General features: G+C 73.8%; 13 protein-coding genes. 10 read left to right on the top strand and 3 right to left on the bottom strand.

Going from position 1 to position 15,912, the window contains the following annotated elements; genetic code table 11:
• Position 1: 1 nt before the first annotated feature.
• The 9 genes from IE305_RS17100 to IE305_RS17060 all read left to right on the top strand — a co-directional run bounded on the left by IE305_RS17100 (position 2) and on the right by IE305_RS17060 (position 12,482).
• On the top strand, positions 2-1,003 hold the full coding sequence (locus IE305_RS17100; RefSeq protein ID WP_190130698.1) for a methionine synthase: 1,002 nt from the start codon (positions 2-4) through the stop codon (positions 1,001-1,003).
• A gap of 87 nt (positions 1,004-1,090) precedes the next feature.
• On the top strand, positions 1,091-3,283 hold the full coding sequence (gene ligA, locus IE305_RS17095; RefSeq protein ID WP_229891132.1) for an NAD-dependent DNA ligase LigA: 2,193 nt from the start codon (positions 1,091-1,093) through the stop codon (positions 3,281-3,283).
• A 173-nt stretch (positions 3,284-3,456) separates the two neighbouring features.
• Positions 3,457-5,559, top strand: a complete 2,103-nt coding sequence (locus IE305_RS17090; RefSeq protein ID WP_190130466.1) for a putative bifunctional diguanylate cyclase/phosphodiesterase — start codon at positions 3,457-3,459, stop codon at positions 5,557-5,559.
• Positions 5,560-5,659: 100 nt separating this feature from the next.
• Positions 5,660-5,956, top strand: coding sequence for an Asp-tRNA(Asn)/Glu-tRNA(Gln) amidotransferase subunit GatC (gene gatC, locus IE305_RS17085; RefSeq protein ID WP_190130465.1), 297 nt, complete (start codon positions 5,660-5,662; stop codon positions 5,954-5,956).
• A 4-nt stretch (positions 5,957-5,960) separates the two neighbouring features.
• A complete protein-coding gene (gatA, locus tag IE305_RS17080) occupies positions 5,961-7,454 on the top strand; it encodes an Asp-tRNA(Asn)/Glu-tRNA(Gln) amidotransferase subunit GatA (protein ID WP_190130464.1) in 1,494 nt (497 codons plus the stop codon).
• Positions 7,451-7,705, top strand: coding sequence for a hypothetical protein (locus IE305_RS17075; protein ID WP_190130463.1), 255 nt, complete (start codon positions 7,451-7,453; stop codon positions 7,703-7,705). Before gatA ends, IE305_RS17075 begins: the two co-directional genes overlap by 4 nt.
• A 24-nt stretch (positions 7,706-7,729) precedes the next feature.
• Positions 7,730-9,238, top strand: a complete 1,509-nt coding sequence (gatB, locus tag IE305_RS17070) for an Asp-tRNA(Asn)/Glu-tRNA(Gln) amidotransferase subunit GatB (RefSeq protein ID WP_373311657.1) — start codon at positions 7,730-7,732, stop codon at positions 9,236-9,238.
• 194 nt (positions 9,239-9,432) lie between these two features.
• On the top strand, positions 9,433-10,038 hold the full coding sequence (locus IE305_RS17065; RefSeq protein WP_229891091.1) for an AMIN-like domain-containing (lipo)protein: 606 nt from the start codon (positions 9,433-9,435) through the stop codon (positions 10,036-10,038).
• Positions 10,039-10,244: 206 nt separating this feature from the next.
• Positions 10,245-12,482: an MMPL family transporter gene (locus tag IE305_RS17060; protein ID WP_190130462.1), complete on the top strand. Its 2,238-nt coding sequence runs from the start codon at positions 10,245-10,247 to the stop codon at positions 12,480-12,482.
• On the opposite strand, the gene IE305_RS17055 is transcribed toward IE305_RS17060, so the two are convergent.
• Genes IE305_RS17055 through IE305_RS17045 form a run of 3 tightly spaced genes read right to left on the bottom strand, consistent with a single transcriptional unit; the run spans position 12,448 to position 14,842 of the window.
• Positions 12,448-12,624 (bottom strand): DUF6191 domain-containing protein, encoded by a 177-nt coding sequence (locus tag IE305_RS17055; protein WP_190130461.1) that lies wholly within the window; start codon positions 12,622-12,624, stop codon positions 12,448-12,450. The two genes, IE305_RS17060 and IE305_RS17055, sit on opposite strands and share 35 nt — an antisense overlap.
• A gap of 30 nt (positions 12,625-12,654) precedes the next feature.
• Positions 12,655-13,785 carry a PQQ-dependent sugar dehydrogenase gene (locus tag IE305_RS17050; RefSeq protein ID WP_229891089.1) on the bottom strand — a complete coding sequence of 377 codons (1,131 nt, stop codon included), beginning with the start codon at positions 13,783-13,785 and terminating at the stop codon, positions 12,655-12,657.
• A 58-nt stretch (positions 13,786-13,843) separates the two neighbouring features.
• Complete coding sequence (locus tag IE305_RS17045) at positions 13,844-14,842, bottom strand: aldo/keto reductase (protein ID WP_190130460.1); 999 nt, start codon at positions 14,840-14,842, stop codon at positions 13,844-13,846.
• 85 nt (positions 14,843-14,927) lie between these two features.
• Here IE305_RS17045 and IE305_RS17040 point away from each other — a divergent pair, with 85 nt between their 5' ends.
• The gene (locus IE305_RS17040; RefSeq protein ID WP_190130459.1) at positions 14,928-15,890 is read left to right on the top strand and encodes a 2-hydroxyacid dehydrogenase; all 963 of its coding nucleotides are present in this window, start codon (positions 14,928-14,930) and stop codon (positions 15,888-15,890) included.
• Positions 15,891-15,912: the final 22 nt, after the last annotated feature.

Genomic DNA, 15,912 nt, shown 5'->3' with positions numbered 1-15,912 from the left:
CATGTGGGGCGCCGGGACCGCCACCGGCGTGGGATCGATGCCGGGAACGGACGCCCGGGAGGCCGCCAGGACCGTCACGGGGTCGCTGGAGACGCTGCCGCACCTGCCGGAGCTGCCGGCGCGCGGGCCCGGCGCGGACATGATCGGCCGCACCGCCGGGCTGCTCGTGGACGTCTTCGCGCACGTCGAGCCCAGCGGTTGGCGGATCAGCGACCGGCCGGGCCGTGACACCCGGCGCGCCCGCTCCTGGCTCGGCGAGGACCTGGACGCGCTGGAGGAGTTCACCCAGGGCTACGAGGGCCTGCTCAAGGTCTCCGCGGTGGGCCCGTGGACGCTCGCCGCCGCGCTGGAGCTGCGCAGCGGCGAGGCCGCGCTCGGCGACCCCGGCGCCTGCCGCGACCTGGCCGCCTCCCTCGCCGAGGGCCTGCGCGGCCACCTCGCCGACGTCCGGCGCCGCGTGCCCGGCGCCCGCGTCGTGCTCCAGCTGGACGAGCCTTCCCTGACCGCCGTCCTGCGCGGACAGATCCGTACCGCCAGCGGCTACCGCACCCACCGGGCCGTGGACCGCGCCGTCGTCGAGGGCGCGCTGCGCGAGCTGGCCGGCGTGGCCCAGGAGGTCCCCGGCGGCGCGCTCGTCGTCCACACCTGCGCCCCCGACGTGCCGTTCGCGCTGCTCCGGCGCGCCGGCGCCGCAGCCGTGTCGTTCGATTTCTCGCTGCTCACCGAACGTGATGACGAGGCGATCGGTGAGGCGGTGGAGGCGGGCGTCACGCTGTTCGCGGGCGTGGTGCCGGGCGTGGACACCCCATTGTCCGACCCTGCCGGTAGCGTCATGGGTGTCAGGACGCTGTGGCGCAGGCTGGGGCTGTCGCCGGGGACTCTCGCCGAGTCCGTGGTGGTCGCCCCGGGGTGCGGGCTGGCGGGCGCTTCGCCCGCGTACGCCCGTGCGGCCCTCGCCCACTGCGTCCGGGCGGCGACATCACTCGCAGACAACCCTGAGTGACGGGTCTCGGGGACAAACGGGAGGACGGGAACGGTGGCTGTCGAACAGCGGGACGCGCGGGGCGGCCGGAGCGGGGAGCTCGAGGGCATCGCGGCGCAGGCCGCGGTGCCCGCCGAGGCGCGCGAGCGGCACGCCCGGCTGGCCGAGCAGGTCGAGGAGCACCGGTTCCGGTACTACGTGAAGGACGCGCCGGTCATCAGCGACGCGGAGTTCGACAAGCTGCTGCGCGCCCTGGAGGCGCTGGAGGAGGAGCACCCCCCGCTGCGCACCCCCGACTCGCCCACCCAGAAGGTGGCCGGGGCGTACGAGACGGAGTTCACCGCGGTCGAGCACCGCGAGCGCATGCTCTCCCTCGACAACGCGTTCGACGACGAGGAGCTCACCGGCTGGGCCGACCGCATCTCCAAGGAGCTCGGCGACACCGGCTACCACTTCCTGTGCGAGCTGAAGGTCGACGGCCTGGCCGTCAACCTCACCTACGAGAACGGCCGCCTCACCCGCGCCGCGACCCGCGGCGACGGCCGCACCGGCGAGGACATCACGCCGAACATCCGCACCATCGAGGAGATCCCCGACGAGCTGACGGGCAAGAACGTCCCCAGCCTGGTCGAGGTGCGCGGCGAGGTCTACTTCCCGGTCGAGAAGTTCGACGCTCTCAACGCACGCCTGGTGGAGGCCGGCAAGCCGCCGTTCGCCAACCCGCGCAACGCCGCCGCCGGCTCGCTGCGCCAGAAGGACCCGCGCGTGACGGCCTCCCGTCCGCTGCACATGGTGGTGCACGGCATCGGCGCCCGCGAGGGCCTCACCATCGAGCGCCAGTCGCAGGCGTACGAGCTGCTGCGCGCCTGGGGCCTGCCCACGGCCGCGCACGCGCAGGTCGTGGACTCGCTGGAGGACGTCCGCGCGTTCATCGCCCACTACGGCGACCAGGACGTCCGGCACTCCATGGAGCACGAGATCGACGGCGTCGTCGTCAAGCTCGACGAGATCCCGCTCCAGGGCCGGCTCGGCTCCACCGCGCGCGCCCCGCGCTGGGCCATCGCGTGGAAGTACCCGCCGGAGGAGGTCAACACCAAGCTGGTGGACATCCGGGTGGGCGTCGGCCGTACGGGGCGCGTCACGCCGTACGCCGTCGTGGAGCCGGTCACCGTCGCCGGCTCCGAGGTCGAGTTCGCCACGCTGCACAACCAGGACGTCGTCAAGGAGAAGGGCGTCCTCATCGGCGACACCGTCGTGCTGCGCAAGGCCGGCGACGTCATCCCCGAGATCCTCGGCCCCGTCGTCGGCCTGCGGGACGGCACCGAGCGCGAGTTCGTGATGCCGGCGGAGTGCCCCGAGTGCGGCACGCCCCTGCGGCCGATGAAGGAGGGCGACGTCGACCTCCGCTGCCCCAACGCCCGCTCCTGCCCCGCCCAGCTCCGCGAACGGCTGTTCTATCTCGCCAGCCGCAAGTGCCTGGACATCGAGAACTTCGGCTACGTCGCCGCCTCCGCCCTCACCCAGCCGCTGGAGCCCGCCGAGCCGCCGCTGCGCAGCGAGGCCGACCTGTTCGACCTCACTGTCGAACAGCTGCTGCCCATCAAGACGTACGTCCGCGACCCCGACACCGGCCTGCCGAAGGTCGACCCCGCGACGGGCGAGCCCAAGGTGGTGACCTTCTTCGCCAACCAGGAGGGCGAGCCGAAGAAGAACACCCTGGCCATGCTCGCCAACATCGAGGCGGCCAAGCAGCGCCCGCTCGCCCGCTTCCTCACCGGCCTGTCCATCCGCCACGTCGGCCCGGTCGCCTCCGAGGCCCTGGCCCGCGAGTTCCGCTCCATCGACCGCATCGCCGACGCGACCGTCGAGGAGCTCGCCGAGGTCGACGGCGTCGCCGGCACCACCGCGGCCGCGGTCAAGGAGTGGTTCGCCGAGGACTGGCACCGCGAGATCGTGGACCGGTGGAAGGCCGCCGGCGCCCGGATGGAGGAGGAGGCGCACAAGGACGAGGGCCCGCGCCCCCTCGCCGGCGTCACCGTCGTCGTCACCGGCACCCTGGCCGGCTGGACGCGCGACGCGGCCAAGGAGGCCCTCCAGAACCTGGGCGCGAAGGTGACCGGTTCGGTGTCGAAGAAGACCGGCTTCGTGGTCGTCGGCGACAACCCCGGCTCCAAGTACGACAAGGCGATGCAGCTGAAGGTGCCCGTGCTCGACGAGGAAGGGTTCGCCGTCCTCCTCGACCAGGGGCCCGAGGCGGCGCGCGAGGCGGCCGTGCCCCAGGAGGCCACCCCCGCGGAGTAATGCCCGCATAGTCAGTGGGCATTACCCCTACAGCGCGTACGGAACGGCTGCAGACGGCCGGATCGCATTCGGGCAACCGCTGCCGATCGCTGCCCGCCGTAGCCTCCTGCGGCCTACTGTTGAGATGTGCGCCTGCCGTGGCGCGGGCACCGCCGGCTGTGAGAGGGACGGGCATGAAACCCACCGACAGCGCCGAACCGGCATCACGGCAGCGCCGGGTGTCCCCACCCGCGCTGCCGACGGTCTGTGCGGGACTGGCCGCGGCGGTCCTCGCCGGCGGCGTCTGCCGGGCCGTCAGCGCCGGCCGGGCCCTCTTCCCCGGCGGCGCCACGGGCGTGTCCCTGGCCGTCCTCACCGGCCTCATCGTCGTCCACCTGGTCGCCCTCGGCCGCGACCGCTGGTGGGGCGGCACCGGCTCCGGTGCCGCCCTCACCCTGGCCGTGCTGCTCCTCTACGGCTGGCTGCCCTCCGCCCTCATCGGCATCGCCGTCGTGGCCCTCGTCTCCCTCGCCCGGCACCACCGCTGGCGACAGGCGTTAGTCCACGGCGCCGCCGACGTCCTCGGCATCGCCGTCGCCGGGCTCTCCCTCGCCGCCTGGGGCGTCACCCCCACCGTCGAGGAGCCCTGGCTGCCCGACACCTGGCAGCCCGTCGCCGCGCCGCAGATCGCCCTCGCCGCCTTCCTCCACCTCGCCGTCACGCGTGCCCTGCTCTGGTACGCCATGGCCCCGCGCGCCCCGCTGACCAGCATCGCCCGCACCGCCCTCGTCCGGCAGGCGCTCGTCGGCATCGCCCTCCTCGGCCTCGCCCCGCTCATCACCGTCGTCGCCGACCACACCCCGCTGCTGCTCCCGCTCTTCGCCGTCCCGCTGATCGCCCTGGACTCCACCCTGTGGATCGCCCGCGCCCGCGCCGAGGAACAGCTGCGCGACCCGCTCACCGGGCTGCCCAACCGGCAGTGGCTCCTGGAGCGCACCTGGACCGCCCTCGACGAGGCCGAGCGCGCCGGCGACCGGGCCGCGCTCGTCCTGATCGACCTCGACCGGTTCCGTTCCGTCAACGACACCCTCGGCCACCTCGCCGGCGACCGGCTGCTGCTCCAGATAGCGGAACGCCTGCGCCTCGCCCTCCCGCGCGACGCCGAGGCCGCCCGGCTCGGCGGCGACGAGTTCGCCGTACTGCTGCCCAGCGCCGACTCGCTCACCGGCGCCCAGCGGGTGGCCCGCGCACTGGTCGCCGACCTCGGCTCGCCCCTCGACCTCGACGGCCTCACCCTCGTCCTGGAGGCCAGCGCCGGCGTCGCCGTCTACCCCGACCACGCCCTCGACGCCGAAGGGCTGCTGCGCCGCGCCGACGTCGCCATGTACCAGGCCAAGCGGGACCGCAGCGGCGTCGAGGTCTACGAGGCCCGCCGCGACGGCAACACGCCCGACCGCCTCGGCCTGCTCGGCGACCTCCGCCGGGCCCTGGACGCCGGCCAGGTCGAACTGCACTACCAGCCCAAGGTCGCCTTCGACGGCCACGTCGAGGGCCTGGAGGCCCTGGTGCGCTGGGTGCACCCCGAGCGCGGCCGGGTCTCGCCCGACGAGTTCATCGCCATCGCCGAGTCCTCCGGCCTGATGCCGCGGCTCACCGAGTACGTCCTGGAGACCGCGCTCGGCCAGGTCGCCAAGTGGTGGGCCATGGGCCTGGAGGTCCCGGTGGCGGTCAACGTCTCCCCGCGCGACGTCCACACCCCCGGCTTCGCCGGGTCCGTCGCCGCCCGGCTCGCCCGGCACGGCGTCCCCGCCGGCGCCCTGCAGCTGGAGATAACCGAGCACGTCCTGCTGGAGGACCCCCAGCGGGCCGCCGACACGCTGGCCGGGCTGACCGGCCACGGCGTGAAGATGTCCCTGGACGATTTCGGCACCGGCTACTCCTCGCTGGTGCACCTGCGCCGGCTGCCGGTGAGCGAGCTGAAGATCGACCGCTCCTTCGTCGCCCGGCTGGCCATCGACAACGAGGACGCGGAGATCGTCCGCTGCACCCTCGACCTCGCCCACTCGCTGGGCCTGCTCGTCGTCGCCGAGGGCGTCGAGGACGACGAGACCTGGGAACGCCTGCGCGACCTGGGCTGCGACGCGGTGCAGGGCTGGCTGGTGGCCGCCGCAATGCCGCCGGACGAGACCACGGCGTGGCTGCGGCTGCGCAGCGGGGCCGGCCGGCGCCCCCCGGTCGCCGCCGAGGCCGTGCCCGCCGCGGACCCCGCCGGCGCGGCGGACCAGCCGGTGACGTAGCCGTCCCGGCAGGGCGGCGGCGGAAAGCGTTTCGCGGGCATGGCACGCGGAGCCATAGGATTGGGGCGAAACCTATACGCCCACCCTTGAGGATCGCTGCATGCCTGGCATCACGCGCGAGGAGGTCGCCCACCTCGCCCGGCTGTCGCGTCTGGAGCTGAAGGCCGAAGAGCTCGACCACTTCGCCGAACAGCTCGACGTGATCATCGGCGCGGTCGCCCGCGTTTCCGATGTGGCCGCCGAGGACGTCCCCCCGACCTCCCACCCGCTGCCGCTGACCAATGTCATGCGCCCGGACGAGGTCCGTCCGTCGCTGACGCCCCAGGAGGCGCTCTCCGGCGCCCCCGCCCAGGAGCAGCAGCGTTTCAAGGTGCCGCAGATCCTGGGGGAGGACTGAGATCGTGACGGACATCATCAAGCTCACCGCGGCCGAGATCGCCGAGAAGATCGCCTCCGGCGAGCTCACGGCCGTCCAGGTCACCGAGGCCCACCTGGCCCGCATCGAGGCCGTCGACGAGAAGGTGCACGCCTTCCTGCACGTCGACCGCGAGGGCGCCCTCGCCCAGGCCCGTGAGGTCGACGCCAAGCGCGAGCGCGGCGAGAAGCTCGGCCCGCTCGCGGGCGTCCCGCTGGCGCTGAAGGACATCTTCACCACCAAGGGCGTCCCCACCACCGTCGGATCGAAGATCCTCGAGGGCTGGATCCCGCCGTACGACGCCACCCTGACGCGCCGGCTGAAGGACGCCGACGTCGTCATCCTCGGCAAGACCAACATGGACGAGTTCGCCATGGGGTCCTCCACCGAGAACAGCGCCTACGGCCCCACCGGCAACCCCTGGGACCTCACCAAGATCCCCGGCGGTTCCGGCGGCGGCTCCTCCGCCGCCCTCGCCGCCTACGAGGCGCCGCTGGCCATCGGCACGGACACCGGCGGCTCCATCCGCCAGCCCGCCGCCGTCACCGGCACCGTCGGCGTCAAGCCGACCTACGGCGCGGTCTCCCGCTACGGCATGGTGGCCTTCTCCTCCTCGCTCGACCAGGGCGGCCCCTGTGCCCGTACGGTCCTCGACGCGGCCCTGCTGCACGAGGTCATCGCCGGTCACGACCCGCTCGACTCCACCTCCGTCGACGCCCCGGTGCCGCCGGTCGTCGAGGCCGCCCGCAACGGCTCCGTCCAGGGCATGCGCGTCGGCGTCGTCAAGCAGTTCCGCGGCGAGGGCTACCAGGCCGGCGTCCTGCAGCGCTTCGACGAGTCCGTCGAGCTGCTGAAGGAGCTCGGCGCCGAGATCGTCGAGCTGGACTGCCCGTCGTTCGACCTGGCGCTGGCCGCGTACTACCTCATCGCGCCCTCCGAGTGCTCCTCGAACCTCGCCCGCTTCGACGGCCTGCGCTACGGGCTGCGGACCGGCGACGACGGCACCCGCTCCGCCGAGGACGTCACCGCCCTCACCCGCGAGGCCGGCTTCGGCGCCGAGGTCAAGCGCCGCGTCATGCTGGGCACCTACGCCCTGAGCTCCGGCTACTACGACGCGTACTACGGCTCCGCGCAGAAGGTCCGCACGCTCATCTCGCGCGACTTCGACGCGGCGTTCGAGCAGGTCGACGTGATCGTCTCGCCGACCACGCCGACCACCGCCTTCGCCATCGGCGAGCGTGTCGACGACCCGATGGCGATGTACCTCGCCGACCTGTGCACCATCCCGACCAACCTCGCGGGCAACGCGGCCATGTCGCTGCCCTGCGGCCTCGCGCCGGAGGACGGTCTCCCGGTCGGCCTGCAGATCATCGCGCCCGCCATGAAGGACGACCGGCTCTACAAGGTCGGTGCCGCGGTCGAGGCCGCGTTCACCGAGCGCTGGGGCCACCGACTGCTGGAGGAGGCACCGTCGCTGTGAGTGGTGACAAGAAGAGCGCGCTGAAGAAGGCCAAGGGCTTCAAGAAGTCGAAGGCCGGCACGTACCTGTCGATCGGCACCACGCTGTTCGGCGCGGTGAGCGTGGTCAAGCAGGCGAAGTCCGCCCGTACCGAGCAGGACACGCTCCAGCTCGTCGACGCGGTCGTGTCCGCCGCCGCCATCGTCACCGGCGTCGCCCTGCTCGTCCGCGAGCTGCGCCGCATGAACAGCGACGACGTCCTCGCGGGCTGAGCCGGGACTGAGAGGTAAATTTCCGTGACCGTCACTGAACTGGTGTCGTACGAGGACGCGCTGGCGACCTTCGAGCCCGTCATGGGTCTCGAGGTGCACGTCGAGCTCGGCACCAAGACCAAGATGTTCTGCGGGTGCTCCACCGCACTGGGCGCCGAGCCCAACTCGCAGACCTGCCCCACCTGCCTCGGCCTGCCCGGCTCCCTCCCGGTCGTCAACGCGGCCGGCGTGGAGTCCGCCATCAAGATCGGTCTCGCGCTGCACTGCGAGATCGCCGAGTGGTGCCGCTTCGCCCGGAAGAACTACTTCTATCCGGACATGCCGAAGAACTTCCAGACCTCGCAGTACGACGAGCCGATCGCCTTCAACGGCTACCTGGACGTCCAGCTGGAGGACGGCGAGATCTTCCGCGTGGAGATCGAGCGCGCCCACATGGAGGAGGACACCGGCAAGTCCACGCACGTGGGCGGTGCCACGGGCCGTATCCACGGCGCGTCCCACTCCCTGCTCGACTACAACCGGGCCGGCATCCCGCTGATCGAGATCGTCACCAAGCCGATCACCGGTGCCGGCGAGCGCGCCCCCGAGGTCGCCAAGGCGTACGTCGCCGAGCTGCGCGAGCTGATCCGTTCCCTGGGCGTCTCCGAGGCCCGCATGGAGATGGGCCAGATGCGCTGCGACGTCAACCTGTCGCTGATGCCGAAGGGCGCCGACCGGTTCGGCACGCGCTCCGAGACGAAGAACGTCAACTCGCTGCGGTCCGTCGAGCGCGCCACCCGCTACGAGATCATGCGCCACGCGGCGGTCCTGACCTCCGGCGGCACGATCGTGCAGGAGACCCGTCACTTCCACGAGGACGACGGCTCCACCACCTCCGGCCGCATCAAGGAAGAGGCCGAGGACTACCGCTACTTCCCCGAGCCGGACCTGGTGCCGGTCGCGCCCGCGCGCGCGTGGGTGGAGGAGCTGCGCAAGGGCCTGCCCGAGCTGCCGCGCGTCCGCCGCAACCGGCTGCGCGAGGAGTGGGGCGTCTCGCAGCACGACATGCAGTCGATCCTCAACGCCGGTGCCGTCGACCTGATCGAGGCCACCATCGAGGCCGGTGCCGACTCCGCCGCCGCCCGCAAGTGGTGGATGGGCGAGCTGGCCCGCCGCGCCAACGAGGAGGGCGTGGCCCTCTCGGCGCTGCCGGTCACCCCGGCGCAGGTCGCCCGGATCGCCGCGCTCGTCGCCGACGGTTCGCTCAACGACAAGCTGGCCCGCCAGGTGTTCGAGGGCGTGCTGGCCGGCGAGGGCGAGCCGGACGAGGTCGTGGAGAAGCGCGGCCTGAAGCTGGTGTCCGACGACAGTGCCCTGGGCACCGCCGTGGACGAGGCCATCGCCGCCAACGCCGCCATCGCGGACAAGATCCGCGGCGGCAAGGTCGCCGCGGCGGGTGCGCTCGTCGGCGCGGTCATGAAGGCCACCCGTGGCCAGGCCGACGCGGCGCGCGTGCGCGAGCTGATCCTGGAGAAGCTCGGCGTCGAGGGCTGACGCGGCCGTCAACACGGCGACAGGGGCCGTCCCTCTCCGGAGGGGCGGCCCCTGTGCCGTCTTTGCCGTCAATCCTGCTGGGTATGTCCCCTGTTGGCCGGATTTTGCCGGTACCGCTCCCCTCGGGAGGAACGGTCCGGCAGGATCGCGACAGCGGGCCCGCCATGCGCCCGCACCAGAGGCTGGGGGTAGCAATGCGACGGTCGATCGTGCAACGGGCGGCACTCCTGCTGGCAGGCGCCGGACTGGCGGCGACGCTGCCGGCCGCTACGGCTGCGGCGGGAACGGCACCGGTGACGGCATCGGCGGCCGCGCGCGCCGAGGCGTGCGCCGCCGGCTGGGGAAGCCTCCCCAAGGCGAGCACCACCACCGACTACAGGCCGCTGCGGGACGTCAGAACCGGCCGGCACGCCTGCTACGACCGCATCGTCTTCGACGTGCTGGGCCCGCACACCGGCGGCCCCATCGGCTACCACGTCCGCTACGTCGACGCCCTGCGCCAGGACGGCTCCGGCGACGTGATCCCGGTGGGCGGCGGCGCGGTCCTCGAAGTCCGCGTGGCCGCGCCCGGCTACGACCCCGCCACCGGCCGGCCCACCTACGACGGCAAGGTGAAGGAACCGCTGCCCGGCGTCGACGTCTCCGGCTACCGCACCTTCCGCGACACCCGCTTCGCCGGCAGCTTCGAGGGCGACACCCAGGTGGGCCTCGGGGTCCGGGCGCGGCTGCCGTTCCGCGTCTTCCAGAGCGGCGACCACGTCGTCGTCGACGTGGCGCACGACTGGCGCGGCTTCCACTGACCCCGGGAGTCCCGCGCATTCCTCCCGTCCGTGTGGTGTCACCCACAAAGAGGACAAAGGATCTTTTCCGGCTGCCACAGTAGGGCGACGGGCCCGCACCGACCCCTCGGACGCGCCCTCGCCCAGCTGCCCAGCGGTCGGACGGCACGGGTCGTTTTCCCGGCTGTATCGACGCGTTCGATACCCGGGGAATCGGTGGACCGGTGATGACCTCTCTTGCCCGGTGGTGCCTGCGCCGCCGCCTCGCCGTCGTCCTCCTGTGGCTGGCGGCCCTCCTGGGCACCACCGCCGCCGCGACCGCCGCCGGCAGCGCCTACTCCGCCGACTACGGCGTCCCCGGCACCGAATCGGCCCGCGCCACCGCCCTGCTGGAGCGCGCCTTCCCCGGCCAGGGCGGCGACGACCGCATCGTCTGGCACACCACCTCCGGAACCGTCCGCGCCGCCGCCGTCGAGCAGCGCATGACCGCCGTGCTGCGCGAGGTGGCCGCCCTCCCCGGAGTGGCCGGCGTCGACAGCCCGTACGGCGGCCGGTACGCCGGCACCGGACAGGGCCGCATCAGCCCCGACCGGCACACCGCCTACGCCCCGCTGACCTTCACCGGCACCCCCGGTGCGGACCAGGTCGCCCGCGTGGTGAAGGCCGCCCGCGCCGCCGCCGGCGACGGGCTGGACGTCGCGGTCGGCGGCAGCGCCGTGGCCGCCGGGCAGAGCACCGGCAGCCACCTCAGCGAGATCGTCGGCCTGGTCGTCGCGGCCGTCGTCCTCCTCCTCGTCTTCGGCTCGCTCGCCGCCAGTCTGCTGCCCATCGCCACCGCCCTCGTCGGCGTCGGCACCGCCGCCATGGCCACGAGCCTGCTCGGCCACCTCATGCACGTCGCCGACTTCGCCCCCATGCTGGGCACCCTCATCGGCCTCGGCGTCGGCATCGACTACGCCCTGTTCATCGTCACCCGCCACCGCAAGGGCCTGCGCGCCGGCCTGCCCGTGCCGCTCGCCGCGGAACGCGCCGTCGCCACCACCGGGCGCGCCGTCGTCTTCGCCGGCGGCACCGTGTGCGTGGCCCTGCTGGGCATGCTCGTGCTGCGCCTCGACTTCCTCACCGGCGTGGCCGTCGCCGCGTCCCTGACCGTCGTGCTGACCGTGGCCGCGTCGGTGACGCTGCTGCCGGCGCTGCTCTCGTACATCGGGCAGCGCGCCCTGGGCCGCCGCGAGCGGCTGCGCCTGGCCGAGGGCGGCCCGGCGCCGGAGGAGCCCCCCACGGGTCCCGCCGCGCGCTGGGCGGCGTTCGTCGAGCGGCACCCCCGCAAGCTGGGCGCCGTGGCCGCCGGCGTGATGCTGCTGCTGGCGCTGCCCACGTCCGCCCTCCACCTGGGCACCTCCGACCAGGGCAGCGCGCCGCGCAGCGCCACGACCCGGCAGGCGTACGACCTGCTGGCCGCGGGCTTCGGTCCCGGCGTCAACGGGCCGCTGACGCTCGTCGCCCCGCTGGACGGCGCCGCCGAGCGGCTGGCCTTCCAGCGTCTGCCCGACACGCTCCGGCACACGCCCGGCGTGGCCGCCGTGAGCCCGGTGACCCTGAGCGGCAGCGGGGACACCGGTGTCCTCACCGTCGTCCCCACCACCTCGCCGCAGTCCCGCGCCACCAGCGACCTCGTGGACCGCCTGCGCACCCACGTCCTGCCGCGGGCCACCCACGGCACCGGGACGGAGGTGCGGGTGGGCGGCCTCACCGCCGCCTACGACGACTTCGCCGCCGTCATCCTCGGCAAGCTGCCGTGGTTCGTGGGCACCGTGGTGGCCCTGGGCTGCGTGCTGCTGCTCCTGGCGTTCCGCAGCATCGGCATACCGCTGAAGGCGGCCGTGATGAACATCGCCGCCGTCGCCTCGTCCTTCGGTGTCGTCGTGGCCGTGTTCCAGTGGGGCTGGGGCAGCGAACTGCTCGGCCTGGGCCGCGCGGGACCCGTCGAGCCGTTCCTGCCGGTGGTGATGGTCTCCGTCCTCTTCGGCCTCTCCATGGACTACCAGGTCTTCCTGGTCAGCCGGATGTACGAGGAGTGGCTGGCGTCCGGCGACAACCGGCGCGCGGTCCGGGTGGGCCTGGCCGAGACCAGCCGTGTGATCAACTCCGCGGCGGTCATCATGATCTCGGTGTTCCTGGCGTTCGTGCTCAGCGGCGACCGCGTGATCGCCATGTTCGGCATCGGCCTGGCCACGGCCGTGGCCCTGGACGCGTTCGTGCTGCGCACGCTGCTCGTGCCCGCGCTGATGCACCTGCTGGGCCGGGCCAACTGGTGGCTGCCCGGCTGGCTGGAGCGGCGCCTGCCGCGCCTGAGCATCGAGCCGGCCGAACCCCTTCCGGCGGGGACCGGGCGGACCGGACCGGAGCAGGTGCCCGGCCCGGCCGCGGTCACGGAGCGGCGCGAGGAGCCGGCGGCCGTATGACGACGCGGCCCGAGTCGAGGTCGACCGGGCCCGCGGCCGGATCGCCGTCGCCGACGTCGTCGCGGACGAGTTCGAGCTTGTTGCGCTCGTCCTCGGTGTGCCGGCGGCCCGGTGCGAACAACTCCTCTATCGCGTTGAACATCCGCCTCTCCCGTCCCTTCCGGCCGGCCTCTCAGCCGGTCGCCAGCCGCAGCAGGCGGTCGTCGCCGGGGCGTGGATCGCCCCGGCCGTCGGTGTTGCTCGTGGTCAGCCACAGGCCGCCGGCCGCCGCCGCCACGACGGTGCGCAGCCGGCCGTAGGTCCCCTTGAGGAACGCCTCGGGCGGCCCCGTTGTTTCCGCCGCTCCTCCCCTGGGCAGCGGGACGCGCCACAGCCGCTCGCCCCGCAGCGCCGCCAGCCACAGCGCGCCGTCCGCGTAGGCGAGCCCGCTGGGGGAGGCGTCGGCGGGCCGCCACTGCACGACGGGGTCGGTGAAGCCCGCGCGGTGCGCGACGCCCTCCACACGCGGCCAGCCGTAGTTCCGGCCCGGCTCGATCAGGTTGAGCTCGTCCCAGGTGTCCTGCCCGAACTCCGCGGCCCACAGCCGCTTGTCCGCGTCCCACGCCAGGCCCTGCACATTGCGGTGCCCCCAGGAGTACACGAGCGAGGACGGGCCGGGGTTCCCGGGCGCGGGGCGGCCGTCGGGCGTCATGCGGAGGATCTTGCCGCCCAGGGAGGAACGGTCCTGCGCCAGGTCGCGGTGCCCGCTCTCGCCGGTGCCCGCGTACAGCATGCCGTCCGGCCCGAAGGCGATCCGCCCGCCGTTGTGCACCTCGCCCTTGGGGATGCCGTCCACCACCACGCGCGGCGCGCCCAGGCGCCGGCCCTCGGGGGCGCCCTCGTCCACCGGCATCCGCACCACGCGGTTGTCGGAGGCGGTGGTCAGGTACGCGTACAGGGCGTGGTCGGAGGCGTAGCCGGGGGAGAGGGCCAGCCCCAGCAGACCGCCCTCGCCGGACGCGGCGACGCCGGGGACGGTGCCGAGCGTCTCCTGGCGGCCGTCGCGCACCGCGACGTGCGTGACCCGGCCGGTGTTCCGGGAGCCCACGAGCAGGTCGCCGCCGGGCAGCTCCGCCACGCCCCAGGGCGAGTCCAGCTGCGTCGCGACCGTGCGCCGCACCTCCACCGGGCCGTGGGCCGGGGTGCCCGCCGAGGCGGAGCCGGACGGCCCGGAGGGGTGCCCGCCACTGTCCGAACAGCCGCTGATCACACCGGTCGTGGCGAGCAGGAGGGCGCAGAGAACGGCGGCCGGGCGTCGTCGCACGGGGGTCCCTTCGCCGGTACGGGCGCGGTCACCCTCCTTGATACACGGGTCCGGGCCCTCAGTCCCAGGAACCCAGCGCCGCGGGCAGCGTGGCGATCTCCGTCAAGTCCTGCGGGGTGAGCCGCAGTCCGGCGGCCGCGGCGTTCTCCACCGCCCACTCCGGCCGCTTGGTGCCGGGCACCGGCACCACGTGCCGGCCCTGCGCCAGCACCCAGGCCAGCGCCACCTGGGCGGGCGTGGCGTCGTGCCGCCGCGCGACGCGCCGCAGGCCCGCCACTATGGGCTGGTTGGCCGCCATCATCTCGGCGGTGAAGCGCGGGTGGCGGGCCCGCACGTCCTCCGGCTCGAAGCCCTGGCCGGGGGTGAGGGTGCCGGTGAGGAAACCGTTCCCCAGAGGCATCGCGGCCAGCACGCCCACGCCGCGCGAGGCGCACCACGGCACGAGCCGGTCGAGCGCCTCCCGGGACCACACCGACAGCTCGGCCTGGACGCAGCCGACCGGGAAGACCTGCTGGACGCGCTCCAGCTGCCGGATCGTCGCGTCGTACATGCCCGCGCCCGCGCCGTAGCCGCGCTGGGCGCGCGCCCCCATCGCGCACCACCCCAGCGCGCGCACCTTGCCGGCCGCGACCAGCTCGGCCATCGCGCCCCAGGTCTCCTCCACGGGCACCTCGGGGTCGGGGCGGTGCAGCTGGTAGAGGTCGATGACGTCGGTCTGGAGCCGGCGCAGCGAGGCGTCGCAGGCCCGGCGGACGTAGGCGGGGCGGCCGTTGGCGACGATGTGCTGGTCGCCCACGAGCAGGCCGCACTTGGTGGAGACGAACGCCTCCGGGCGCCTCTCCCGCAGCACCCGCCCCAGCAGCAGCTCGTTGGTGAAGGGCCCGTACATGTCGGCGGTGTCCAGCAGGCTGGTGCCCGCGTCGAGGGCGGCGTGTATCGCGCGCAGGGCGCGCTCCCCGCTCTGCTGGGAGGCGCTGTAGGCCCAGTGCATGGGCATGCACCCGAGGCCGACCGCGCCCACCTCCAGCGCCGCCGCACCGACTGTCCTGCGCTCCACCGGTTGCTTCCTCCCGTTGTCCCGCCCGCTCCGCGCGCCCCAAACTAACCTCTGGTCCCACCGCCCTTTCGCATAGCCTCCAGGCATGAGCGCAGATCACAGCGGTGGCGGCCGTCCCCTGGCCTGGCTGCCGATCCCTCCGGAGGAGATCCCCGGGCTCCCCGCGGAACTGGAGTACGCCCACTGGGACGGCGGCCCCGACTACCCCACCGACCCGGCCCGGTGCGTCTTCTACGCCGTGCCGTACATGCAGCCGGTCGCGGTGACCACGCGGCCGCTGCCGGAGATGCGGCGGCTGCGGGTGATGCAGGCCCTCATGGCGGGCGTGGACGACCTGCTGCCGTCGGTGCCGCTGCTGCCGCCGGGCGCGCGGCTGTGCAACGCGCGCGGGCTGCACGACGCGAGCACCGCCGAACTGGCGCTGACGCTGGTCCTGGCCTCGCTGCGGGGCGTTCCGGGGTTCGTGCGGGCGCAGGGCGCGGGGGAGTGGCGGCCGGAGTTCCGGCCCGCGCTGGCGGACAAGGAGGTGCTGATCCTGGGCTACGGCTCGATCGGCGCCGCCGTGGAGGACCGGCTCGCGGCCTTTGAGTGCGCGCGGGTGGTGCGCGTCGCGCGCTCCCGGCGTACGGCAGCACGGGGTCCGGTGCACGCGGTCACCGACCTGCCGGAGCTGCTGCCGGGCGCCGACGTGGTGATCGTCGTGACCCCGCTGACCGAGGAGACCCGCGGCCTGGTGGACGCCGGCTTCCTCGCGCGGATGAAGGACGGCGCGCTGCTGGTGAACGTCGCACGCGGGCCCGTGGTCGACACGGAGGCGCTGCTCGCCGAGCTCACCACGGGCCGGCTGCTGGCCGCGCTCGACGTCACCGACCCCGAGCCGCTGCCCGCCGGGCACCCGCTGTGGGCGGCACCGGGCGTGCTGATCACCCCGCATGTGGGCGGCCCGTCGTCGGCCTTCCGGCCCCGCGCCGAGGCCCTGCTGCGCGACCAACTGACCAGATTCGTACGGGAGGAGCCCCTGCGGAACGTCGTCGTCACCGCCCGCTGAGCACGCCCTTTACCACGCTCGG

This window comes from Streptomyces mashuensis (genome assembly GCF_014654785.1).
Lineage (GTDB): Bacteria > Actinomycetota > Actinomycetes > Streptomycetales > Streptomycetaceae > Streptomyces > Streptomyces mashuensis.
This window is presented reverse-complemented; position numbering and strand designations above follow the sequence as displayed.